Raw genomic sequence first — 25,194 nt, forward strand, 5'->3', positions numbered from 1 at the left:
TTCGATAAAAGTTTGGTTAGAAAAAAGGTCCTCATTTTGGAAAAGAGGACCTTTTTAGGGTGCTAATTACTGTGTTGATATTATAGATTCCGTTTATATTAAATATTAAGATCTCCTTCTTTACCTATATCTTGTGTATTGCCTGTAACAGCCGCTTTCAACAGTTTAAACAAGTTGATGACCATATTTGAGTTTGAATCCCAATAATGCGCTTCTTCAGGTGTGATCTGTAGCAATTGGATATTGGGATCTTCTTTTCCTTTCTTAAACCAGCCTTCCATCATTTTGTTCCAATAACGGTCTATCCTTTCCTGATCCCGCGAAAGACTTGCTTTACCGTTTATACTCAAAAAGGTGTAGGTTTTGGGATCGGCATAAAATAGGGAAACTTTGGGATCCTGTGAAATATTTTTAAACGTCTCACTTTCTGCCGAACAGATGTACCAAATGTCACCATTTGCATCCACTTCCTGTCTGCTCATCGGAACACCATGGGGATAGTCAGAATCTGATGGAAATGAACAGACTGTTCCTACATCAATTTGATCGACGATCCCTTTTAGCTTTTCTAGCGCTTCTTTATTATTCAAATTATTCTCTGCCATAATATGTAGTTTATTCATGAACAAAATCCCGTCACAAATCGTTTATTTTTTTAGCAAATTTGGGCATCCTCCCGCAGTTGAAGATGAATAGTACGAATCTAAAAAAGGCAAATCAAGTAATTTTACGGGTATTTATTACTAATAATATTAGTAATTTTACAGCAAATTACTGGAGAACATATCATGTTTGGTTTTGATGATAAATTGCAAATATTAGCTGATGCCGCTAAATACGACGTAAGTTGCAGTTCAAGTGGAAGTAAACGAAAAAATAGTGGTGGAATAGGCGATTCATCGGCTAGTGGCATTTGTCATACCTACACCGAAGATGGCCGTTGCGTCTCTCTACTAAAAATTTTAATGACCAATTACTGCATCTACGACTGTTCCTTTTGTGTTAGCCGACGTAGCAACGACGTGCAACGCGCAGCATTTTCGGTGAAGGAAGTTGTCGAATTGACCATGAATTTCTACCGTCGAAATTACATCGAAGGTCTTTTTTTAAGTTCGGGTATTTTCAAATCTGCAGACTACACCATGGAACGCTTAATGTTAGTTGTCAAGAAACTTCGGACGGAAGAACGTTTTAATGGTTATATCCACCTCAAAGCCATCCCCGGAGCAAGTGAATCATTATTAAAAGAAGCAGGTTTATATGTTGACCGAATGAGTGTAAACCTCGAAATTCCTACTGAGGAGGGACTCAAACTTGTTGCTCCGGAAAAGGATCATCAGTCCGTTCGCGAGCCTCTGGGGATTATTAAAAATGAAATTCTCAATCTTCGTCAGGATCGAAAAAAAGACAAGAAAGCACCCTTATTTGTACCAGCAGGCCAAAGTACGCAGCTGGTTATTGGAGCAACTCCAGAGAGCGACCTACAGATTATGCAGGCGGCCAATACATTCTATAAAGATTACAATCTCAAACGGGTGTATTATTCGGGTTATATTCCCATCAACGCGACCGATTCCAACCTTCCCCAAATTGGAACAACACCGCCTCTTGTACGTGAAAACAGACTTTATCAGACAGATTGGCTCCTTCGGTTTTATGGTTTTTCGCTTCATGAAATACTCAACAGCACGCATCAACATCTCGATCTAGAAATAGACCCTAAGCTTGCTTGGGCGCTACGCAACCCGCAATTCTTTCCTATCGACATCAACAGCGCTACTTATGAGTGGATTATCCGAATCCCGGGTATTGGCAGACAATCTGCCAACAAAATTGTACAGTCGCGCAAATATGGAAAATTAAAGGAATATCAACTTCGAAAAATGGGAATTGCCTATAATCGCGCCAAATATTTTATGGTTTGCCAGGATACACTCATCGCTGGAGGCTTCCACTATCCCGAAAACATCAGAAAGTCTATTCTTGAAAGTAATCCTCGTACACAAGCCAAGGCTTCCAATACACAGCTAACACTTTTCTAATGGACTATATTTTTGACGGAAGTTATTCCGGTTACCTCTGTTGTGTATTTGAAGCTTTTGAACGGAAAGAATTTGATAGCATTCCCACAACAGAAAAGTCTATGGCAATTAGTATTTTTTCGGAAAAGCGACAGGTTCATACTGAGGTTAAAAAAGCCATGCGCATTTTAGTGGGAATGGAAAAAATACTTGGAGCACAAGAAACAAAAATCTTTTATCATAATTTTTTGTCCGATAATCAATCTGAATGGCTCAATGGATTTCAATTGATTGTTGAACTTTTTCGAAGGGGAAAATTAGATATACGCAATTATGGATACCCACCCATACTCCGTATCCATCAGACAGTCAAAAAGATCAGCCGCGAACGACACCGCATGAAAGCTTTTATCCGATTTGTCAAGTCTAATGATAATCTCTACACAGCCATCGTTGAACCCGATTTCAATGTGATTCCCCTGGTTGTAGACTTCTTTAAAAACCGATTCGCCGACCAGTGCTGGTTAATTTATGATATACGGCGAAACTATGGCTTCCATTATGATGGCAAAAATATCTTGGAGGTATACAACAACAATAAAGACGAGGTTCAAGATCCATATCAGCTAGAAGTGGATCTCGATCCTCAAGAAAAAGATTATCAGCATCTCTGGAAGACTTATTTTAAAAGTACCTCTATTGAATCACGTAAAAACCTGAAGCTTCACTTAAGACATGTTCCCAAACGTTACTGGAAATATCTCGTCGAAAAACAATAAGTGCCTAAATACAATAAGTCCCAAAATAGCGAAAATCCCGTTCATAAAATCATTTTGATCCACCAAACAACTTGCTGATCAACCAAATGACAATTGCGACTACGACAACAACCAATAGGATGCCCGACCATACGCCTGCTTTAAATATACCTTCAATTGCTGCACAACTCGACACGAGCATCAATAAACTCGACATGAGCGCAAATGGAATTATCTTTTTCATAAATACCTGTTTTTATTATTAATCGTAAGTATGACAATGCTGGCATAGAAAATGTTTTACAGCAAAGACGTTCATGTACTTTTTACTTCTCATTGCCGATTCATCTGATATTTTCACTGTATTAAATACCTGAGCAGTCCGTATTTTTTTGTCAAATAATGAACGCTCTACGTTATTTATGCCCTAAAAATACGGTTAGCGAGCCTCGGGAAAGTTTTGGGTACAGCATTTGATTCTGTTTACACAAATAGCAAAATAAAATTTAAACAACAATTGACTAAAGATATGGATACGATACACCAAAAAGCACAAAAAATGGGATTGGAAAAAGGTTATTATCTATTACTAATGGCTATATTGGATTTACCTGTTGATGGTAAGGAAAAATCGGAAAAGAAAAAATAAGGTTGCGTAGGCTATAGGACATTTTTTTTGAAAAGTAAAGCCTTTTTTAACTACATGAAAAAGGCTTTTAATCATATTTACATCAACAATTTTTCCTAAACTCTTTAGGACTCATTCCTTTATTTGCTTTAAAAAAAGTACTGAAATATGGTACATTTTCAAAACCGAGTTCAAAGGCAATTTCTTTTACCGTTTTAAAGGTATGATAAAGCAATCGCTCGGCCTCCAATAGTATCCGTCCGCGGATAATAGTGCCGCAGCTCGTCGATCTGTTTTTTCGACAAATCCGATTAAGATAGTTGATCGATATATTCAATTGCTCTGCGTAAAATGACGGATAACGCTGCTGTGCATAATGACTATCAACCAAAGATTCGAAACTCCGGATTTTATCGTCATCTTCCTCCTGCTTTGCAGCCATATGATCGACCACGATTTGCCGTCCCAAAATCTGGAGCAGCATGGTTAAGTAGCGGCTCAATACACCGTGAGCACTCAATTTAACTGAATTATAAGCTGTTTCCATCAAACTTACTATATGTAGACAACTGATGATATCTTCTTTCGATAGCACAAAAGCGTGTTTACATCTACTCCTTAAAAAATGAAAGAAGTTTCTTACAGCAGTGTTCTGACTTTCCATGAGAAAGGATGCTGTAAATAAGACACTGTATCCTTCTACAGACGAACCTGCATGAAAACTACACACACAATTTGAATTTATGCTGATTATATCATGGGCAGCTATAATCTGTACGCTCTGATCCGCTACCATAGACAGTTCACCACTATTGATAAACAAAAGGGTATAAAAAGACCTTAGGTGGAGCGTATTTTGATTTGCTTTAGCTTGTAAAAAAGCTGCTATAGGCATAATAACGATTCCCTGCGAAGTGGAATCAATATCTTCTAATTTTAGAAAATCTAGTTTCTCTTTTCGTATTACCATTTCTTTATGATTATTCTGTGAAAAAATATTTGTGGAATAATCAAATGATTGGCGGTCTAAAAACTTCAGGCAGTATACCTCCGAAGGTATCGGAGACAAAGTCTTTCGGATAGACAGTTTTCACATCAGGTACTATTGGAGAGTACAGCAAGACTTCCTTCACATACTGCACAAAGACCAATATTTCCATCCCCTTCATTTTGGCGAGCACATTGTTCACATCCTTTTGTTCAACCGTCTTTTCGCTAAGGAAACAGAAGCCTTTACAGCTCACTGCCGGTTCAAAACGATTGACACAGAGGTTTTGCTCGATATAGGTACGATTGCACTCAAATTCAATAAATGCCCACAACAGATTGGTTGCCTGCACACATATTGCCCAAGCCATTGTCATACAAAACCACCATCTACAGTGTTGAGACTTCATTGATCCGATCTATTTTGTAGTGCTATTACGTTCGCGCAAATATTCTAAAATGGCACGTGCCTCTTCTTGCTTCAAGCCCAAACTAATCATTGGCGACCCATACTCCTTACTCAGTGCTTTCGCGTCGGCATCTTTCTCCAGCATGGTTGCCGGATCTAGCATCATGTTCATAATCCACTCCGGGGTACGACGTTTGATGACAGCGTCCAACGATGGACCTACCAATGTACGATCAAAACTATGGCACATTGCACATTTCGACACAAATAGTTCTACGCCCCTATTTGCAAGCTGCGCATCAAAAGGTTTGTGTTCGAAGGAAGAAATAGTTCCCACCCCTTTGGGCCCCTCGGTTTTATAATCGAGCATGGTCCCAGACTCAACTGCGGAAGGTTGCTGGGCACTATTTTCCTTCTTGACTTTTGTCGCCTCATTTCCGCTACACGCCAGTATAGCTACAAAACCGAAACAGCCTAGGATTACGTTGATTCTCTTTTTCATTTTTATTGTTTAAGTATATTGGTAAAATAAATTCTGTTTGTATTAAGTGACCTGCACTAGATATTTTATATCATCCTGATTTGATTTTTTGCCCGCTTTCCATAGTTCGACAATGACTTCCCAACGACCAGGCATAGAAAAATTAACAGTGCCTTCATAGTAACCATTACCTGTACTTTCAGCAGCAAAATTTTCCGAAGACCCCGTTTCCGTAGTAGGCCTATTGGTCTTTAGTTTAATGACATAATGATCTAATACCGGAAAATGATGACCATCCATTTTATTCATTAAAAATCGGATGGGATGCCTTCCCTGCTTTACGCTATCAGGCAATAGGCAGGAAATAAATACGCGGCTATCGTCTCTGGTTCCAGAGCTCATTGTTCGCATGGTTGCTGCTGCAGTAACCGGAATCTTGATGGCAAGTGTATCTTTTATGCGATTGTGACTACGTATCGTATGTAATTGCCAGCCCTTCCCCATCTGCGGGATATCCGCCATAATAAAAACCATTGGGCTGCTATACCAGCCTTCGCCGAGCGCGACGGGATGCTCAAAGGGGCCTCCATGCTTCATACGTCCCATACTCATTTCTGGATAGAAATCAAGGGATTTGTCATTGATCGGAATTCCCGAGGTATCTCTTAAACGCAGATAAATGGTATGGTATTTATTGTTGAGTTTGGCATCCGCATATATGGTATAATTGGTAACATCCCAAACAGTATCCGCTATACGGACCAGATCGGATTCCTTAGGCAAGATAAAATCCGTAGCTTTCTTACCGTTCTTTTTTGAATGATCGGCAGTACAGGATGAAGTTGAAAAAGCAACTGAAAATGCGAGTAGCAGTAAGATTACGCCCCCGACAGTCCCGACACGGGAATATAAATTCATATGTATTGATTTAAATCTTTTGAAAATAGACAGTACCTGCCATCAGTCAATATGCCGACAGCCCGTACGAAAAGCAAAATGACTTAAACCAAAGGTGGATGAAAAATAGTAAAGATTGGTCTATAGCTATAGTTTGCCTGATATGCTGGAAGTAAGGTCTCCGCAGCCTCTTCTTCAAAAAAAGCGATATCAAGGTTAAAACATTGCTGATTATTGATAAATACAACGTCGATTATACGAGATTCCAGGTTCTTTTGTTCCTTCTCCTCATGTTCACGCATTTTCTTCATCAAGATACATTGTCCTCTACAGGAAAGTGCCTTTTCGTTGAATCGATTGATACACTCATTCTTAGCAATATAATCTCTGTTAAATTCAAAAACAGTCCATAGCCATACCGACGAGAAGCTCTGCAGGAGCATCAGCGGCAGTAGAATCCATATCAATTGTTTCGCTTTCATGTATCGCTAGTGCAGCAAATATACTAATTATTGACATACCAGCAACGAACTGCCTCTTTTCAAAACGCTCAAATGTTTTCTAAAACATCAAGAAGTTTTAGTACATTTAGCTAAAAATCACGCGCTTTGAACAAATGAAGTTTAATCCTCTTTCAGTCATTAAATTATTACTTGGGCTGTTTATCTGTATCGGAATAGCTTTGACAATATTGATGATGGTTCATGGCAGCAAAATTGTGGGGGCTTATGTCGTTTCTGTACTTTTCATACTATTCCCCGGTATTATCCTGTACGGTATGACCCTTGGATTTCGAGTATCCGAGAAAACCATAACACGACAGATTGCCCAACAGGAAAGTGTAACATCCGATCATAAAGGCATATCCTATCAAATCCCCTTGCTAAAAACAACCCAATTTATCTCCTGGGAAATTATCGAGACCATTATCTACAGCAACTACCACAGCGACGATCAGGCGCAGTTCAGCTTTTATCTGACACAACCGGCAATTCAAATCGCGTCAGAAAAGCCAGGATGGTTAGCGAAAGTTCTCCTACCCTTGATTAAAACAAGTAAAAAGGTCGTTATTTACGAAAATTGCATCAATTTTCGCGAAATCCCGAAAATGCTAGAAAAACATTTTTCCTCCATCAACCCTGTTGACATAAACGAAGTCCATGGAAAAGGTACACTACTGAGATCAAAGACCATCTTAAAGGAAAATACGATTCAGATCGAAGAATATTGGAAACCTAATCCAAATTTTGAACCTGAAAAAGTTATTTATGATCGATACAACCGGACGATTGATGAACTAAAACAATCAAAAAACAGCTAAAATTTGTTTTCCTGGGCAAATTCACCCACGTCGTCGTGCAACATTCAATAGGTATTGCTTATTATTTAATATTACGTTTGTGGATTGGCTGGGTGATATTTATGTCCGCAGCTGAGGCAAGCAGAATAAAAATCCAAAATAAGCTGGTCAGAGATATGACATAAATTCCAGCAATTGTTGCTGATAAAATGGATAAATTTGTACCTGCTAACACTATTGCGATGATTAAAAGAATAACAGCATATTGGAATGACCGTAGTAGCTCCTGGCGCAAGGAAAGGGATGAAGCTTGGTCCAGGCCGGAGACCGAACGCTGGCTAGCGTTTTTCAAATCCGTCCGTAGCCAGACTACGGGCAATAAAGTACTTGAGGTTGGTACTGCTACGGGATATTTCGCCAACATTATGACCCTTGCGGGTTTTGAGGTTACTGCCGTTGACCTCTCCCCGCAGATGATTGAATATGCAAAACTCGTCAGCCAAGAACTAGAACTTCGCGTAGACTATCGGGTCATGGATGCGCAAGTACTACAGTTTGAAGCCAACACCTTTGACTTCGTCTTCACCAGGTTGATGACGTGGACCATCCCCGATCTCGAAAAATGCTACCGCGAGATGGAACGTGTGCTCAAGCTGGGCGGAAAAATGATCAACCTAGATGCCGATTTTGGGAAAACGGTCTTTAGTACCGAAAGGCACGATGAATGTCCATCGGGCGCTATAGATCAGATCAATGACATCAAATCGGCATTAGACATCAGTGCACATCAACGTCCTGCCAAAGACATCGAACTATTGGAAGCAGTTGGATTTGGTTCTATTAAAGTCGATATGGATGCCCAAAATCGTATTCTTGAACTCCCTTTCGAAACTGAAGGACTTTTTATGCTAGAAGCTCTCAAAAAGTAAAACTTTTTCAAGACCTTTGAGGTGTTTTTCGTCTGGAAAAGCCGCAAAATGATTGGTTTACGGATCTTTCATACCAACTGATCATTCATAAAAAACTAAGTTTGTCATTTAATTCTTCATAAAAAAAGCCCGATATAGATCGGGCTTTTATAGTAGATTGATTGTTATCAAGAGACAGCCTGATAAGCCTTCCGCGGAAACGAGATCCGAACAGAAACGCCTATACCATGCTGATTCTCGAACTGCATTTTTCCATCAATCCGTTTGATCAAATCCTTACAGAGGGAGATACCCAACCCTGCACCATTTTTGTTTTCAGATCTTTTACGGTCCCAGCTATTAACAAAATTTAAATTGTGGAGGACTTCCGATGAAAGTTCTTCCCCATCATTGCTAACGATAAGCTCCCATCGATCGCTTTGGTCATCGATCAATTGCAGCACGATGCTACCGCCGACTCGTCCATATTTAATGGCGTTGCTAATCACATTTCTTAGCACAAAAGCGAGAATTCCTTTATGTGTATCCGCGCAAAAATCCGGATTCACCGAATTTATGATCTGTATATTGAAACGTTGGATTTCTAGCGCATAGATTCCCAATACCGCATCAATTTGATCGCGAATATTACAGTTCTCGGTATTTTCAAGCTTATCTCGAAGTTGTGATTCTGTCCAAAGTAAAACCTCTTCCAACATCGTCCGCGATCTGGCCACCTGACCTTTTAGATTTAAAAAAATGAGTTTAAGATCCTCCTTATCAACGAGAGAAATATCATCAATCGCCAGCAAAATTTCGACCGATGCAAATGGTGCCCTGAGATCATGCGATGCAATGGATAGGACTTTAGTCTTGAAACTCTCAGCAATTTTTAACTCCTCATTATAATGATGAATACGAATTGCCTGTTCACTGAGGACACTGTTGGCAGTCGTTAATTTGAGCTGTTCGACCTTTAGCAACCGGTTCTTTCGGATTAAAAAGTAGATCAGTACACCTATCAGCGTTTTACTGATGACTATTCCAACAATAAGTAAAGTAATAATAGTTTGGCTTTGCACAATTTTTAGGTAATAAATTAATAATAATGACTAATGGAATATCAAAGCTAAACAATCACGTGCTAATTAAAAAATTTACCTTAAAACGAATCTCATTAATTTTGATCAATCGTTGACCTTATTCACAAAAACTTAATCATTTGAAAATATAGTATAAATAAACTTTGTTTAGTATTACATAACTTATGTATTTTTATGCAAAATGAAACAACTAGCAACATATTACGTTTTTGATCAAGCTAATACGGCGCTCGCTAAAGTGAGCAAACCTATTCCACCTTTGAAAGATGGCGAAATTTTGGTCAACATACGCTATACCACTCTTTGTGGTAGTGATCTTCATACCTATTGTGGGTTGCGAAACGAACCATGTCCTACGATTTTAGGTCATGAGATTGTGGGCGTTATCGCAGCGATTTCTTCTGATCATAGCGGACTTGATGCACGAGGCAATCAGCTACAGATTGGCGACCTAATTACCTGGACTGTTTTTTCCAGTGATCCCAATAGTGCCAATTATCAGCCGGAGATTCCGCAGAAAAACGATAAGATCTACAAATATGGTCACCGTCAGATAACCGAAATGGATGACCTTCATGGTGGATTGGCAACCCATATCATCTTACGGCCAAATACCTGCATACGAGTACTTCCAAAAGATATCTCTCCTGCAGTAGCTGCCACCATCAATTGTGCTGTTGCTACTTCGGCAGGAGCCCTTCGCCTGGCAGAGACCATTACGAAAAAAAACATTCATGTTGCAGGCATTGGATTATTGGGACTGGTTAGCATTGCCATGTGCAAGGAAATGGGTGCTAAAAGTATCATCGCTTCTGACATTAATCCTGCACGTTTAGAACTCGCTAAAAAATTTGGCGCGACAGCTACAATAGATCTACGTGAAACCACATCCAGCACAGCATTAGAAGCTACAGTTATAGACCGATTTATCGACATGAGCGGCTCGCCAAAGGCGATGGAGCTTGGCATCGATACGTTGGGGCTCCATGGGAATGCTGTTCTCGTAGGTGCCGTGTTTAAGCAGCGCGCTACTGGGATAGACGCCGAAAAAGTAATTCGAAAGATGCTCACGATCAAAGGACTGCATAATTACAACTATACCGATTTCTCTGTCGCTGTAGACTTTATCATTGAAAACTGGCAAAAGTATCCCTTTGAATCATTGATCGAACGTGAATTCCCACTTGCTGAAGTCAATGATGCAATAAGCTATGCGTTAACGCACAAACCAATACGAGCAGGTTTATTCGTCCACCCCTCAACGGAGCAGCTTTAATGGAAAGAAAATTTAGAAAAGATCAGTGGAAAATGTTGTTTGTAACCATGTTTTGTTACTTATTCTTTTACACAGGTCGACACAATTTTGGATGGGCAGCAAGAGGTATTGCCAAAGAGCTAGACATCAGTTTTCAGCAAGTAGGCTGGATCAGTTTTGCAATGTTAATGGGCTATGCGATCGGCCAGCTCATCAATGGAAATCTAGCCGATCGATGGAGTCCCAAAATTATGATTGTCGCTGGAGGAGGCTTGTCCATTCTCTGTAATCTCGCCATCAGTTTCGCTGGTTCTTATACAGCTATTTTGGTTCTTTGGACGCTGAACGGTTATTTCCAATCCATGGCATGGGGCTCAGGAGGTAAGCTTATTTCCAATTGGTGGAGCAGCTCCGAACGTGGCAAGGCTTTTGGCTTTTATACCATGGCTGCCGGAAGCTCCTCCGTTTTGACCTTTCTGATGGCTTTGGTACTCGTCCAACAGGAACAAAGCTGGCGTACCCTATTTCGCTATCCTATCCTATTTCTCGCCGGCGCATTATTGGTCTTTCTTTTTGTCGCATACAGCGACCCTAAAAAAAAAGGATATACTCCTGCTGACAAAAAAGAAGGAATAGCGGATCAGGAAGACACACCAGAACAAGTTGCAGCATCAGAAAAACAAGAAAACTGGAAGCAGTCCTATCTGCATGTATTTCAGCATCGCAACTTTATGATCGCTTCGCTCGCCATTGGTTTTCAAAGTATGGCACGTTATGGCTTAATCTTTTGGGTACCGATCCACTTTTTAGGGAACAACTACAAAGAATCATCAGGCAATATGTGGTTAACCTTACTCATCCCCATTGGGATGGCCCTTGGTGCTGTTTCTTTCGGATACATTTCAGACCTCGTCTTTAACAAAAACAGAAGTAAATCGATCGCTGCGGGTATGATGATCAGCTGCATTATTGCCCTTCTCATTTATTTGGTACCTGTTCACAATCACCTCCTGATGGGCATACTCATGTTTACCTCAGGATTCTTTGTGTATGGTCCGCAAGCCAATTTCTGGACCCTGAGCCCAGATCTGCTTGGAACCAAACTTGTTGGAACAGGTATCGGCGTGATGAACATGTTTGCGTATGTATTTGCGGCCGTTGGTGAACCTTTGTTTGGTAAGCTGATAGATTACACAGGCAACACGGCCAATATATTTCTTTTTGTTGCATTGATATGTGCGATATGTGCAACAATCATTGGTTTTGTCCGAAGTCCAAAATCAATATCAAATAAAAAGCCATGATAAACCGAAAACAATTCTTAAAAACTTGCAAAAATGCGTACCGACTTTGACACAGCTCCAACCTAGAAGTTGATGCTAGACATCAGAACTTAAAATTCGGTGTTATCACCGATCTACATTACGATCTGATGCAGGATGGGAACCGTTGTGCCCAACGCTTTATCGATGAAATGAACCACGAACAACCCGACTTTATTATTTCCTTAAGTGATTTTTGTGTTCCCAAAGGAGGACATTCTACCCCATTTCTTCAAAAGTTGACTCTCGTAAACTAATGTGCTGATTCGACCATCAGTCAATACCATGGTAAAATAATCTCCTGATCAACTTTAATGATTGGGTTTCACTTTTGTTTCGCTATTGGTCTGATTGAGGATTACCTGTTGAATCGGCAAAGCCATATCGATACCTTCATCAGCAAACGCGTTATAAATCTTGGTTAATAGTCCGCTCTTGACACTACCACCGTCTTTAGATATTCTGACCCAAAAATAGAGTTCGACCACCACTGCCTGTGAGGTTACCTGTGCAAACTGCACAGCATTACCCCCAGAAGAGAGAATCTGCTCGTCCTCATCCATTATTTTTTTGAGCAACTGAGTTACCCTTTCAAGATCTACCCCATATTTTACCTCAAGCCGAATGCAGAGACGTTTTTTTGCCCCACCCTGACTCCAGTTCATCACATGCGCATTGAGCAGGTCCCCATTGGGCATAATCAGATCCGCGCCCTCGGCCGTCGCAATGACACTGCTGCGAAACCCTATCGATTTCACTTTTCCCGATCGCCCACCGATCTCAATTAGGTCGTCCACATTCACAGGCTTTTCAAAGGCAATAATCAAACCACTCACCAGATTGTTGACCAGCGTCTGCAGGCCAAAGCCTATTCCTACCCCCAATGCCCCTAAGATAATACCAATCTGTTGAACAGGGATCCCCAGTGCCGAAAAGGCCAGAAAAAATCCAATCACGATAATCGTGATCCGAACGAGTAAAATCCAGCTTCCCAGTCGAAATTTGTTCTGAGCTGCCCCTTCCTTTTTCTCCCATTGGGAATCTGCTGCGAAATAGGAAACAATCTTTGAAAGCACCGTCGCACAGACCATAATGAATAGAAATACCAGGAGGTTATTGACGGAGAACTGATAGTTAACCAAGCGGTGTCCGGTTTCCAAAAAATCTCGCAAGGGGTCTGCGAGGAATCTGAATTCGTAGAAATTTCGGCCAAAGAGCACAAACCATCCAACAATCAATACCGCATAAAAAAAAGCTGGAGCTCTTTTGCCTACCCTATTATAATTAATATAAAATAGTCTTCTTTCCTGCTTCTGATACACCGAAGAAGCCAATTGCAATCCATCATTGACCAATCGAATCACCCACAAAAACAAAATAAAGACTACAGCATTTGTTAACCCTGCTACCAGAAGAACTTTACTGAGGTTAAAACGGCCGAAAAGATTCAGTATAATGGACGCAAATTCCAGGAAAACCATAAATGCGATCGGAAAAAGTATCCAACGTTCTTTTATCTCATCGCGACGTTTCTTATGACAGAGCGCAAGCAGACCCACCAGGCAGGCAAGGGCGGCAATGACAAGAATCAGCCAGCGTTCCAACCGTGAAGGTTGAAGCACCAGGTTATCCAATCCGGCAAAAATAAAAAGGGTTAAAATGGAAAGCCAAACCTTCATCCAGTACCCCGTTATTGCCGGTCTAAAAACAAGAGATAAAAAGATTGATGCAATCGTCAAAATTGTGATCGTGAACACAAAAGGCGGCGTCGGGAATATAAATTGCATAACACACAATCCAATCGTCAATCCGCTCAATAGCGGTCTATGCAGTAACAGACTTGCCTGAATCACATTTTCATCGTTGATCTTTCTACGCAAGACATGGACATAGATGACCACAATCAAAGTCCCCAAGAAAAAGAAAAACAGCTTTCCAAGATGCGCCCTTAAATAATAGAAGTAGAGCAATTTGGCTTTCACGAATGAGAAGTAAAGGATTTCATTCATGGGTCGTTCAAACTTACTAGGGACCCAAATATTGACAAAGTTGCGGCCTATCGTTCGGTTTGAGAGTCGGTTCTGGTAATATAATACCTCCTCCATATCCGATTCCAGCCGTGCCAGCTCTAAATTAATTTTATTTTGTAATTCATGCACACCGTTAATCCGTTCTGCCAATTTCAAGGTGATGGGTGCGATCTCCAAAGCAATCACCCGAATCCTGCCCAGATAACGGGCAAGGTTAGCAGAATCTTTGGAAATAACAAAAAGTGCAGGATCATTACTTAATGAATCAAGTTCCAGCTGATAGTTTGTGAGCCGATCCTGATAGCGGTCTATGTCACGTTTTAAGCTCCTTACTTCAATGGACAAAGCATTCAAAATATTAAATGTTACGGTAAGATTGCGCGAAGACTGTGCCGACCCTTTATTCTCAAAAACACCGTCCTTAGCTATATCGTGTAAAGCGACCAATTCTTTCAACCCTTGGTCCACACTCAACGAATCGAAACCTTTATGCAGGAAAGAGCGCGATTGACTCGCCAATAACTTAACATCTTCCAGTACCCGATTCTGGCGGATGGCCGCACGATCCATCTCCAAATCCTGGACACTCTTTTTTGCCGATTCTTTAAAAAATCGGTCCATCTTGGCGACGAAACCCGATTGGACCGAATCTTGCGAATTGCCTAGAAGCATTTTCGAACACAGCATGATGAAAAAACACGCTAAAACTTTGCTGTTCATCACAATTGAAGTTTATTTTTTCCTTTAGGTATTTAAATTGTACGCTAAACATCTAAATGTACATATATTACTTCAAAAAACACGCGTTAGATTATGTGGAAATGTAGCACACCGCCATCGTTTTAAAACGCAATCAATAGCCGAAAAACTCGTCCAGGATCATTTAACCAGGCTTCTAAAGCGAATTGCGCATCTTCCGCCCGATAAATAGCTGTTATCAGATCTTCCAATGGACAGGTCTTCATTTCCAGGTAATTCATTACTGCGACAAAGTCTTTTGACGTAGCGTTGCGCGACCCCCTGATATCGAGCTCCTTTTTGACAAAAAACTGTGTATCAAAGGGAATAGCATCTTTTGCATAGCCTATATATAGCACTCTACCCGTATAGGCCGCTGCAGCAATAGCAGCTAAGTACGTTTCTTTTCGGCCAACGGCTTCGATCACGACATCAGCCCCCATGGCCTGGGTCAACATTGCCAACTTCGCATGCAGATCTTCTTCAACACTGTTAATTGTAAACTTTGCACCGAGTTTTCTTGCAAGAGCAAGCTTTTCAGCACTGACGTCAACTGCAATGACTGTGGCCCCTCGTAATGCCGCCCGAATGATTGCCCCCACCCCGATCATACCGCATCCAAATACCAATACAACGTCGCTGTCCGTTACTGAAGCGCGATCAACAGCATGAAATCCTACACTCATAGGCTCTACCAAAGCCAACTCTTTGGATGAAAGTTGTCCCCCTGCGATAACCTTGTCAATAGGTACAACAAGATATTCGGCCATGGCACCATCACGCTGCACCCCCATAGTCTCATTGTAACGACAGGCATTGGGCCTGTTATTTCTACAGGCCGTACAAACACCACAATTGGAATATGGATTGACGGTAACTTTTGTACCGATCGTAAGATCAGTCACCAAATTAGCGCCCAATTCCGCCACCGTTGCCCCAATTTCATGCCCCGGTATCACCGGTAAATTGACCAATGGATTCAATCCCTTAAAAGTATTCAGATCCGAACCACAGAATCCAACATAATCAATTTTTAACAGGACATGTCCCTCTTTAACAGTGGGGCGCGGTACATCCGTGATTTCCACACTCCCCGCTTTAATAATTCTTATTGCTTTCATTTATAAATGGTATCAAGATTTAAACAGCAACTGCTATGGGTTATTGTGCTACCAAAGATCATATCAGAATTCCGAAGGTTTCCTATTTCAAAATCTTTGTATTATCATATAGCCAAAAATAATTATATAGCATGGAGAAAGAAACTACATTAGCGATAAAAAATAATACGATATCGACCCATCTCCACTAAGCATCACAAAATGCTCCGTTTAAAAAACACAATTAATTTCCTAGAGATACATCGATTGTGCCAAAAAGAAACATTATCGATAATTGCACGTAAAAAACGCTATTTTTTTTTGGAGAAAACGAGTATTATTGTATCTGAGATTAATATTGTATCTAATTATTTTCCTCTTCGCATAATGATAAATAACGAAAAGAATAAACTTGATTTTACACTATTGAATATTGGCTATGCGGAACATCAGGCAGATTGGAATTTTAAAGATATTAAGAGTTCTTTTGCCAGAATACACTATGTCTCTGAAGGAGAAGCAGCTATTATTGTAAATGACGAGGTCATTAAACTCCGACCTGGCCATCTCTATCTCACCCCAGCCTATGCCCATCACAGCTATGACTGTTCCGATAAATTATCCCTCTATTATATCCATATTTATGAAAACCCCGAAATAAGATCGAGTATTTTCGACCGTTACACTTTTCCGAAGGAAATCAAATCGGATCAGCTATTGGAGACAGTCATCCAGCATCTCTATGCATTAAATCCAGGTCGTGAGTTAAAAATTTACGATCCAAAGAGCTACGATAATTCAATAGAATTAATGAAAAACATGGCACTACAGACGGCTTCACCTTTCGCCAGAGCTTCCGAAAACCAAGCGATCATTCATTTGTTGATGAGCAGGTTCCTTTCGGAAGCAACCAACAAAATACCCCAAGTCGAAAAACGCCTTCTACGCGTACTCGATTACATAGATGAAAACATCCATCATCCAATTTCCATCGAACAGCTCGCCAATCAAATTTTTATTTCCAAAGATCACCTAATCCGACTGTTCAAAAAGCATATAAATACCACACCAGTGAATTACATCAATCAGAAGAAAATAGAAAAAGCACAACTAATGATGTTAGTTGAGGAAGACAATATTCAACAACTGTGTTTTAGACTCGGCTTTGAAAATATATCTTACTTTAATAGACTATTTAAAAAACTAACAGGCGAGACACCGATGAGCTACAAACGTCGGATAAGCAGATGAAGTAATCCATTTATGAATAAGATCTTGAAGTTGCTAATTATGATGCCCCATCGGCAACTTGATTTTCTTTAGCTCCTCTAAATTATGTATTGGCCGCTCCAACTCGTAAGGAATCGGCTGACGTGAAAAACACTGAAAGTACTGCAGACAAGCATCTTTCCACCAAACTGCATCTCTAGTTTGGATTCTCAGTTTAGCTTGAACAGCTGAAAAACGTGATCGATCAATATATCTTTCCATACGATCCCAAACTTTTTGAAACGCTCTCACTTTTTGGACCCCGTGATCATAACGGAAACATAATTCGCTCCAAAGCGTATTGCCGCTATTCATTCGATGATTCCAGGAAACATGATGAAACCACAATAAAAGGTGTTCCGGACAAGTGGCTCTATTTCCATATATTTCGTTCAATGGTGGATTGTACTGTGATACGGCATTACTTCCCTTGGCTGTTCGGTCAAAACCCAATCCCACGCTATCCGCATTATGGTAGTACCAGGGCATCCAGTCTGGACGCCCCCCCGGAATATCGCCCCAAGGTTCCGGACCGTAATGATGCTCAAAAGCAAAAAGGTGATGTAGACCTAATGGCATCATATAATCGACCGCTGCCTCCCGAGATTCCAACATCAGCTTCTTGACTGGCTCGAGAAACTCCTGCGCTCCCGTAAACGTCAACCGTATCCATTCATCCGCTATTTTTGCTGAAGACAGGCTATTGTTCCAAGCCAAACGGCCGAAAGCGTACCAGTTGGCTTGCGCGAAATGGTGCCCCGTCCAATTGGTATCCAAACCAATATTAGCTACTGCAGCGATTGCCGTTTTACGCCCCGAATGCCTACTACTGTCGGTCTGCTTTGCCACCGTTCCGCCTTTTCCAGTGGCATAGGTTTCACTATCCAATACTTCCTTAAACAAAGGTGCCAAATAGACCAAATGGTTGGAAAATCCTAGATACTCTTGTGTCAATTGAAATTCGAGCATCTTCGCTGTGTTTGGCATCGCCCCCAATAAAGGATTGAAAGGTTCCCGGGGTTGAAAATCTATCGGGCCATTTTTTACTTGAAGAATAACATTGTCACGAAACTGACCATCGAGTGGAACAAATTCTTGATAGGCTTGTTCGGCACGGTCATCTTTAGTCGGATGATAGACAAAAGCACGCCAAAACACGGTACCGCCATAGGGGCTGAGCGCATCGGCAAGCATATTGGCTCCGTCCGCATGGGTTCGTCCATAATCTTGGGGGCCTGGCTGTCCTTCAGAATTTGCTTTGACCAAAAATCCGCCGAAATCCGGAATTAACGCATAAATCTCCTTCACCTTGGATCTCCACCAGTGCTGAACATCCTTATTTAAGGGATCCGAGTTAGCTAAGCCATCTAAATTTTTCGGCGCAGAGAAATTGATCGACACATATATTTTTATACCATATTTACGGAAGACATCCGCCAGAGCCTTAACTTTTATCAGATACTCCTTCTTCAATAGATCCGAAGAAGCATTCACGTTATTCAACACGGTAGCATTAATTCCAATCGAAGCATTGGCCCGTCCATATTGTTCATATCGGGGTGAAAGTTTATTCGGCAATTCCTCCCAGTTCCATAGCGAATGCCCTGCATATCCACGTTCTATCGTCCCATCCAAATTATCCCAATGATTCAAGACCCTAATATCGTAAGAAGGTATTGCAATGAATCCTGTAGGAGGTATCCCTGCTCCTGTCTTCTGAAGCCGCAATAAATGATAAACAGCATATAATATACCTGCTGATCGGGCGGCAACCACATAAACCTGATTTTCATGTTGGCTTATTTGATAGCCATCTTTTAAATCCTTTCTGCTATGATCAAGTTTTAAAATGACATCCCCACCCTTCCAGTAATATTCCAGTTCCTGTTTTGCCAATGCCAATGTAACATCAGTTGATTTTCCTTTTATAATCTGGACGGTGCCTACTGGTTTCTCCTGTTTTGAAAACCGCAGCCATAACTGACTACCGTCCTCAGCTCGTAAAGCAGTGGGAACACAATACAGTATGATCACCAAATAGAAATGAAAACGCATGATATATCTCATCTTGAACTAAAATATATCATTACGAAGACAATCCATCAATCGGCTTAATATGACCATTTTCATCATAGCTCAACTCAATAACTTTCATGCTTCTAAGCCAGGTCTTTCCTCCAGAAGGTACCGAATCATGATAAAATAGGTACCACTTACCCTTGAATTCGACAATGCTGTGGTGCGTGGTCCAGCCAACTACGGGCGATAGAATCACACCCTGATAGGTAAATGGTCCATATGGATTGTCTCCTATGGCGTAACAAATCAAATGGCTATCGCCTGTAGAATAGGAAAAATAATACTTACCTTGGTATTTATGCATCCAGGAAGCTTCAAAAAATCGCTTTTCCGTATCCCCATGCGTTAATGGTTTGCCCTCTTTATCTAAAATAAGAAGATCCCTTGGTTGTTCCGAAAACTCCATCATATCAGCAGACAGCTTGACAACCTTTGGAGACAATGCGGGTTCATCAGATGTTGGCAATTCATTGGGCGAAATAATTTTATTATTCCGATAAAATTGAAGTTGTCCACCCCATATACCACCAAAATATAAATAATAGGAACCGTCTGTATCTTTAAAAGCACATGGATCAATACTGTAACTTCCTTTGATAGGATGCTCCTGCGGAACAAATGGTCCATAAGGATGGCTTGCCACAGCAACACCGAGTTTAAAAATATCGTTTCTATCCTTCATGGAGAAATACATATAGTATTTTCCGTCTTTCTCAGTCACATCAGAGTCCCAAAGCTGACGACCAGCCCAAGGAATATCTTTTACATCCAGTACCTTTCCATGGTTAACAATGTCCGCATTGATATCTTCAAGAGAAAACACGTGGTAATCCTGCATATCGAAATGGTCGCCGTTATCATTTTCGGGAATACCGCTCTCCCTGTCGTGAGAGGGATAAATATAAATTTTGTTTTCAAACACATGAGCTGAAGGATCAGCCATGTAATCTTCGGAATATAAATACCTACTTTTGCTCATATTTCTTATTTCTTTTTTTTTTGAGTCAACGCAATAATATCTTTTACAAATGGTTTGGGCTGGTAATTCCGATCAAATAACAACGGATAGTCTGTACGTCCCGGAATAGGCCAACCATTCTTCCATGAATCTCCATCGCCTACACCCCACAATGTCACACGCGATATTTTATCTCGATGTTTGAGATATAATTTAAAAAACGCTACATATCTCTTTCCTAGCTCGTCCATTTTCTCCGCTGGAAGCCCTTTTTCGTAGGGATTCATTGCTTTGCTGTAAGCATGACGTTCCCCAACTTCGGCTCCCATATTGGGGCGTACATGTGGCAGGACCGAAATATCCATTTCCGTTACCATTACCTTTGCTCCAAGGCCCGCAAATCCAAGTATAGTTTTTTCAACTTCTTCAATAGGTGGATTGTCCAGCGCATTATGTTCTTGCATGCCAATCCCACTGACCTGACCACCGGCAGCCTTTACCTGTTGCACCATGTGCATAATGCCCTTTCTTTTTTCGGGGATTGCTGTCGAATAATCGTTATAATATAATTCAGCTTTTGGGTCTGCTTCATGAGCAAATTTAAATGCTAATTCAATAAATTGCGGTCCAATAATCTGGTAGAATTTGCTTTTACGCCATTCACCATTATCCAGTATAGCCTCGTTCACCACATCCCAACCAAACACCCTTCCCTTATAGCGCGACACTACAGTTTGTATATGCTTCCGCATGCGTGCGATAAGTACTTCCCGGGTGACCTCTTTCCCGTTTTTATCGATAAAAAACCAAGCTGGAGTCTGCGAATGCCAAATCAGCGTGTGACCGATAATTTGCATTTTATTTTTTTCTCCAAACGCCACAAAACGGTCCGCATCCTTAAAATCGAACTCACCTTCCCTTGGTTGTAAAAACATACTTTTCATACAATTCTCGGCAACAATGGAATTGAACTGCTTTTTGACCACCGCTACCGCAGCCTCATCCCGCTCCCATATCTGATCAAGGTTTAATGCTGTTCCTATATAAAACTTACCTTCAAATGCATCTTTCAAGGTCAATGAATCTGGGGCTCGCTTCGGATTTTGCAAAGTGGCTGAGGCAGTAGGACCAAATAATAATGTTGATACAGCTACAACAATAGTTTTTAACATCTTCATGGTTTATTTTTGATTAATGTGTATGTCTTGATTCTATATCCCGGTTAATTTTATCGATCGTTACATCATCCAGTTCATATCTGGAGATAACAACCATGGCGAGTACCAAAAGTACTGCTGGAATAACGGCCACCAACCATAAAATTCCCTTTTCAGCCAATGCAGATTGTATTATAGCATTATCTTTATCAAATTCAACATAGGCGAGTACCAACCCGGGCACTACACCTCCCAGTGCCATGCCAGCCTTATAAAAAATACCTGTCAGTGCATTGACAATCCCCGAAATACGCTTACCGGTTTTATACTCGCCATAGGATATGACTTCGGGTACAAGCGCCCACATATACCCCGTAGCTACGATTACACCAGTTGATTTAATAAACTGAGCTGTCAATACCAATCCAATATTGCCCTTAAGTGTCTCGTTGGATGAAATCATATATAACATGAGCATTCCAAGGATAGCGACACCCAGAAAAACATAGAACATTTGCTTCTTACCTATTGCACGTTTGATAGCTGGCACCAATGGCATAAAGATGAAAGCAGGTAAAGACCCCAGGGCCATGAAATAAGGCAACATATCCGGAGCATGTACATTGTAGATCATGTAATAGGATCCTGCCGAATTACCGATGGCCATCATCGCAAATGCTGTAATGAAAAAAAAGGCCAAAATGCGTAAAGGCCGATTGTGCTTAAATTCTCGCCATAGATCAGATACACGCACATTATCAGTATCCTTTTCATCCATAATAACCCGCTCTTTTGTTTGTAAAAAACAAAACATTAGAAGGGCCAACCCGACTAAAGCGTAAATCAGCATCGTTATAAACCAAGCTTCTGCCGAATCTTTTGAGTTTATCTTTCCATCCGGAGAGAAATACTGTACAACCAACGGAACGCCATATCCGACCGCAAGCCCACCAACGTTAGCCATGAACATACGCGTCGATGTTAGTTTTGTCACCTCGTCTGTGTCCCTCGTCAAGGAAGCATTTAAAGCACCATAGGGGACATTCACCAGGGTATAAAGCATGGATAGCCCAACATAAGTGACATAGGCATAGACCAAAGAACCCGAAAATCCATTCCAAAAACACAGAATTGCAAAACCCGTCAACGGAATTCCTCCCAACACCAAATAAGATCTGTACTTTCCCATCCGTGGATTTCTTTTATCAACAAATGCGCCTACAATGGGATCCCACAGTACATCCACGATTCGGACAATAAGAAACATGACTCCTGCCGAAGCAGCAGAAATTCCATAAACATTGGTATAAAAAATCAGGAGGTACATCGAAACAGTCTGGTAAATAAGATTCTGGGCAAGATCACCAGCACCAAACCCCACCCGTTGTTTCATTGAAAGTTTGTAAAAACCTTTAATAGGCTTTACCTCGGTCATACTTTGATCCATATAATTGGTTATTCGATTAGTTGAATTACAAGGGTAAAACTACAAGTAGCTTTGGACCGGGAACCAATACAAATGTTTTATATTCCAATAAAAATGTTTAAAAAAGGCCGTCTATTTTTTAGACAGCCATTTTCTACATGGTTGGTAAAGCCACTTACCGGCTAAAGGTTCAATTCCTTACATACTTTACAAGATAGCTTTTGGTTTGTCCTCTGTAAACACAATCTACCTGTGCGTAACCGGTCAACGAACTGCCTTGTTTAACTTTGATTTCAACTTCAGCATTATTTGCCACAGCCTTCACTACTGGAATCTTCTTGTCGTTGGTTTCCATTGGAAAAGTAACTTCATAATAGTTGTAACCAACGATGCCATTCTCATCAGTCGATCGCACAGGAATCGAAGGCAACATTAGTTTTTTGCCATTCACTGTAATCGTAACCGAAGGTGGTACTGGACGTTCAATTTTTTTGTCTTTCGAACTAAATCCCAATCCTATAAAATCAAAAAGCGGCATGCCTTCTTCACCCTCAGCGACCAGAAACAAGGCATGTTTGCCATCCAGTTGATCCACATAGTTAGAAACATCGACCGTAAATTGCTTTACTGTTGTCGCAGTATTTTCCGGAACGGTTATTTGGGCAATCCGCTTTCCTTTCCAGGTATCATTATCCCAAGGGCCATCAAGCCACACGTTGACCTTAAATGAAGTCTGTGTCTTTGGTGCAATAAACAGATTAAAGGCAGTGCGGTTTCCCTTTTTCGTTCCCTCAAAAGCCTTTAACCCAAACTTATCCTGTTTCAGACCACCGAATCCGAAATATTTAAAACCTGCGATAGTTCCATTTTTCATATTTGTCACAGGCATATGGTTATCCCATACATCCCATGAATCCTGTTGCAAACTGATATCTGAAAGGTAACAGACATATCCAGCAGAATAGTACCGATAAGGGTCTAATCCATAAAAATGAAATCCTTCTGATGTTACCTCTGCACCTTTATATTCTTTTCCTTGTTTATCTTTGATGGTTAAATTTTCTTGAAAAGGGTCAAAAGCCCGGATAGAAACCATTCCCCCTTCTTTGACACTTTTTTCATCCCATGCAACTTTGATAGGTTCGACCACAGCCTGACGTGCAAAACCAAATCCGCGCGGTGGTCTATGGTAAAATACGTACCATTGTCCGTTAATCAGTTCGATACTCCCATGGGTATTATGCCCTGCATTACTGGTTTCGATAGCCGATCCGTCTTTATTTAATACTGGAGCACGCGAATCGACCAGGACACCGCCGCTCTTCCAAGGCCCCAAGGGTGAATCTGCGACCGCATACCGTAAGGTTGAATTTGAGCTCCCTACCCCATATTCTGGACCTGAATAGCCACTGTATACCGATACATATTTGTTGCCGACTTTACGAATTGACGACGCTTCAAAAAAATTAAAAGTTCCTAAATCCTCCCCTTCAAAAATATTAGGGTACGCAGTACCTTTTGGATCTCGCAATTCACCATATCGTGCACTTGCCGGCAATAGATAATTAATAATCTCGGTACCCGGTCGCAGCGAATACATCGTTTTCTGATCTAATTGTGCCGCCATCGAGCGTTGAAACCCCCAAAAACCGTATGCCCGGAATCCAATTTCGTAATCAGGATCTTTGGGATCCGTCACATATTCAATGTAAACGGCCGGATCAAATCCAAGGATACTTCCAGGCAGGGTACGCTTGCCATCTTCCGTGAGGTTTATCGGTTTAAAGGGCCCATTCGGCCGATCGCCTTTGACTACCATTGCTTCACGTTTATCTCCTCTGCTGTGTGGAAACAAGTAGTATTCTTTTTTCCCATCTTTACGTTTGACCTCTACCAGATCTGGGGCATACATCACATCCCATTTTCCATCGATCGGATAGGTAAAAATAGGCCCCTCATCGCGCCAACTCGTTAAGTTTTCAATCGGCGCTGACCACATCCGAATGTCAGGCCCACAATAACTGGTAAAACGTAGATCATGGGAACCAATAATATAAGCGCGATATTTGCCGGGTTGGTCAGGATCTTCAAAAACACGGGGTTCACCATCAGGGAGATGCTCCCAAAGTGGTAGGTATGGATTACCGATAGACTGGTGCACAAACCCCTTACTGAGATCTTTCACCATATTTTGCTGCTGCCCCAGTATCCTTGTTGTTGATAAAATTCCCGTAACGGATAATAACAATACCATTGTCCGTTTTTTTAAGACAATATTTAGTCCCTTCATAAATTGATTAAATTAATTAAATTGCTGAATTATATTTTATGCTGTTCATTTGATTTCTTTGGCTTCAACTACGCATGC

General features: G+C 41.0%; 22 protein-coding genes. 7 read left to right on the forward strand and 15 right to left on the reverse strand.

All coding sequences use genetic code 11. The annotated features are described in order from the left end of the window. Positions 1–98: 98 nt before the first annotated feature. Positions 99–605, reverse strand: coding sequence for a pyridoxamine 5'-phosphate oxidase family protein (locus B3P16_RS05925; protein ID WP_201638912.1), 507 nt, complete (start codon positions 603–605; stop codon positions 99–101). Positions 606–788: 183 nt separating this feature from the next. On the opposite strand from B3P16_RS05925, the gene B3P16_RS05930 reads away from it, so the two are divergent. Beyond that, positions 789–2,042, forward strand: a complete 1,254-nt coding sequence (locus B3P16_RS05930; protein WP_070568095.1) for a putative DNA modification/repair radical SAM protein — start codon at positions 789–791, stop codon at positions 2,040–2,042. Continuing rightward, complete coding sequence (locus B3P16_RS05935) at positions 2,042–2,800, forward strand: TIGR03915 family putative DNA repair protein (protein ID WP_286753607.1); 759 nt, start codon at positions 2,042–2,044, stop codon at positions 2,798–2,800. The genes B3P16_RS05930 and B3P16_RS05935 overlap by 1 nt, the downstream gene beginning before the upstream one ends. Before the next feature lie 49 nt (positions 2,801–2,849). On the opposite strand, the gene B3P16_RS05940 is transcribed toward B3P16_RS05935, so the two are convergent. The 6 genes from B3P16_RS05940 to B3P16_RS05965 form a co-directional block, all read right to left on the reverse strand. Then, a complete protein-coding gene (locus B3P16_RS05940; RefSeq protein WP_167450493.1) occupies positions 2,850–3,023 on the reverse strand; it encodes a hypothetical protein in 174 nt (57 codons plus the stop codon). A gap of 487 nt (positions 3,024–3,510) precedes the next feature. Then, a complete protein-coding gene (locus tag B3P16_RS05945; protein WP_286841759.1) occupies positions 3,511–4,377 on the reverse strand; it encodes an AraC family transcriptional regulator in 867 nt (288 codons plus the stop codon). Positions 4,378–4,417: 40 nt separating this feature from the next. Continuing rightward, positions 4,418–4,804, reverse strand: a complete 387-nt coding sequence (locus tag B3P16_RS05950; RefSeq protein WP_286841761.1) for a hypothetical protein — start codon at positions 4,802–4,804, stop codon at positions 4,418–4,420. A gap of 9 nt (positions 4,805–4,813) precedes the next feature. Beyond that, on the reverse strand, positions 4,814–5,305 hold the full coding sequence (locus tag B3P16_RS05955) for a c-type cytochrome (protein ID WP_159333138.1): 492 nt from the start codon (positions 5,303–5,305) through the stop codon (positions 4,814–4,816). A 42-nt stretch (positions 5,306–5,347) separates the two neighbouring features. Continuing rightward, positions 5,348–6,202, reverse strand: a complete 855-nt coding sequence (locus B3P16_RS05960; RefSeq protein ID WP_286753604.1) for a FixH family protein — start codon at positions 6,200–6,202, stop codon at positions 5,348–5,350. 83 nt (positions 6,203–6,285) lie between these two features. Continuing rightward, positions 6,286–6,663 carry a hypothetical protein gene (locus B3P16_RS05965; protein ID WP_286841763.1) on the reverse strand — a complete coding sequence of 126 codons (378 nt, stop codon included), beginning with the start codon at positions 6,661–6,663 and terminating at the stop codon, positions 6,286–6,288. A gap of 134 nt (positions 6,664–6,797) precedes the next feature. On the opposite strand from B3P16_RS05965, the gene B3P16_RS05970 reads away from it, so the two are divergent. Together B3P16_RS05970 and B3P16_RS05975 are read left to right on the forward strand one after the other, a co-directional pair. After that, positions 6,798–7,502, forward strand: coding sequence for a hypothetical protein (locus B3P16_RS05970; protein WP_286841765.1), 705 nt, complete (start codon positions 6,798–6,800; stop codon positions 7,500–7,502). Between the two features lie 221 nt (positions 7,503–7,723). Then, entirely contained in the window at positions 7,724–8,410 is a 687-nt protein-coding gene (locus tag B3P16_RS05975; protein ID WP_286841767.1) for a class I SAM-dependent methyltransferase, read from the forward strand. Between the two features lie 167 nt (positions 8,411–8,577). Here the strand turns inward: B3P16_RS05975 and B3P16_RS05980 are convergent, their stop codons facing one another. Further along, positions 8,578–9,471 (reverse strand): sensor histidine kinase, encoded by an 894-nt coding sequence (locus B3P16_RS05980; protein WP_286841769.1) that lies wholly within the window; start codon positions 9,469–9,471, stop codon positions 8,578–8,580. Between the two features lie 202 nt (positions 9,472–9,673). Between B3P16_RS05980 and B3P16_RS05985 the strand changes: the two genes are divergently transcribed. Continuing rightward, positions 9,674–10,768: a zinc-binding dehydrogenase gene (locus tag B3P16_RS05985; RefSeq protein WP_286841771.1), complete on the forward strand. Its 1,095-nt coding sequence runs from the start codon at positions 9,674–9,676 to the stop codon at positions 10,766–10,768. Beyond that, a complete protein-coding gene (locus tag B3P16_RS05990) occupies positions 10,768–12,051 on the forward strand; it encodes an MFS transporter (RefSeq protein WP_286841772.1) in 1,284 nt (427 codons plus the stop codon). Before B3P16_RS05985 ends, B3P16_RS05990 begins: the two co-directional genes overlap by 1 nt. 329 nt (positions 12,052–12,380) lie before the next feature. Here the strand turns inward: B3P16_RS05990 and B3P16_RS05995 are convergent, their stop codons facing one another. Next, positions 12,381–14,819 (reverse strand): mechanosensitive ion channel family protein, encoded by a 2,439-nt coding sequence (locus B3P16_RS05995; protein WP_286841774.1) that lies wholly within the window; start codon positions 14,817–14,819, stop codon positions 12,381–12,383. A 122-nt stretch (positions 14,820–14,941) separates the two neighbouring features. Continuing rightward, the gene (locus B3P16_RS06000; protein WP_286841776.1) at positions 14,942–15,958 is read right to left on the reverse strand and encodes a zinc-binding alcohol dehydrogenase family protein; all 1,017 of its coding nucleotides are present in this window, start codon (positions 15,956–15,958) and stop codon (positions 14,942–14,944) included. A 366-nt stretch (positions 15,959–16,324) separates the two neighbouring features. On the opposite strand from B3P16_RS06000, the gene B3P16_RS06005 reads away from it, so the two are divergent. Beyond that, positions 16,325–17,188: a helix-turn-helix transcriptional regulator gene (locus tag B3P16_RS06005; RefSeq protein ID WP_286841777.1), complete on the forward strand. Its 864-nt coding sequence runs from the start codon at positions 16,325–16,327 to the stop codon at positions 17,186–17,188. A 33-nt stretch (positions 17,189–17,221) separates the two neighbouring features. Here the strand turns inward: B3P16_RS06005 and B3P16_RS06010 are convergent, their stop codons facing one another. The 5 genes from B3P16_RS06010 to B3P16_RS06030 form a co-directional block, all read right to left on the reverse strand. Next, on the reverse strand, positions 17,222–19,273 hold the full coding sequence (locus tag B3P16_RS06010) for an alpha-glucuronidase (protein ID WP_286841779.1): 2,052 nt from the start codon (positions 19,271–19,273) through the stop codon (positions 17,222–17,224). Between the two features lie 19 nt (positions 19,274–19,292). After that, positions 19,293–20,264 carry a glycoside hydrolase family 43 protein gene (locus B3P16_RS06015; RefSeq protein ID WP_115050380.1) on the reverse strand — a complete coding sequence of 324 codons (972 nt, stop codon included), beginning with the start codon at positions 20,262–20,264 and terminating at the stop codon, positions 19,293–19,295. Positions 20,265–20,269: 5 nt separating this feature from the next. Beyond that, complete coding sequence (locus B3P16_RS06020; RefSeq protein WP_286841782.1) at positions 20,270–21,421, reverse strand: endo-1,4-beta-xylanase; 1,152 nt, start codon at positions 21,419–21,421, stop codon at positions 20,270–20,272. A 13-nt stretch (positions 21,422–21,434) separates the two neighbouring features. Beyond that, complete coding sequence (locus B3P16_RS06025; RefSeq protein ID WP_286841784.1) at positions 21,435–22,847, reverse strand: MFS transporter; 1,413 nt, start codon at positions 22,845–22,847, stop codon at positions 21,435–21,437. Between the two features lie 169 nt (positions 22,848–23,016). Further along, positions 23,017–25,116, reverse strand: a complete 2,100-nt coding sequence (locus tag B3P16_RS06030; protein WP_286841786.1) for a hypothetical protein — start codon at positions 25,114–25,116, stop codon at positions 23,017–23,019. Positions 25,117–25,194: the final 78 nt, after the last annotated feature.

Origin of the sequence: Sphingobacterium sp. UBA7631, assembly GCF_002483935.1 — a bacterium.
Lineage (GTDB): Bacteria > Bacteroidota > Bacteroidia > Sphingobacteriales > Sphingobacteriaceae > Sphingobacterium > Sphingobacterium multivorum.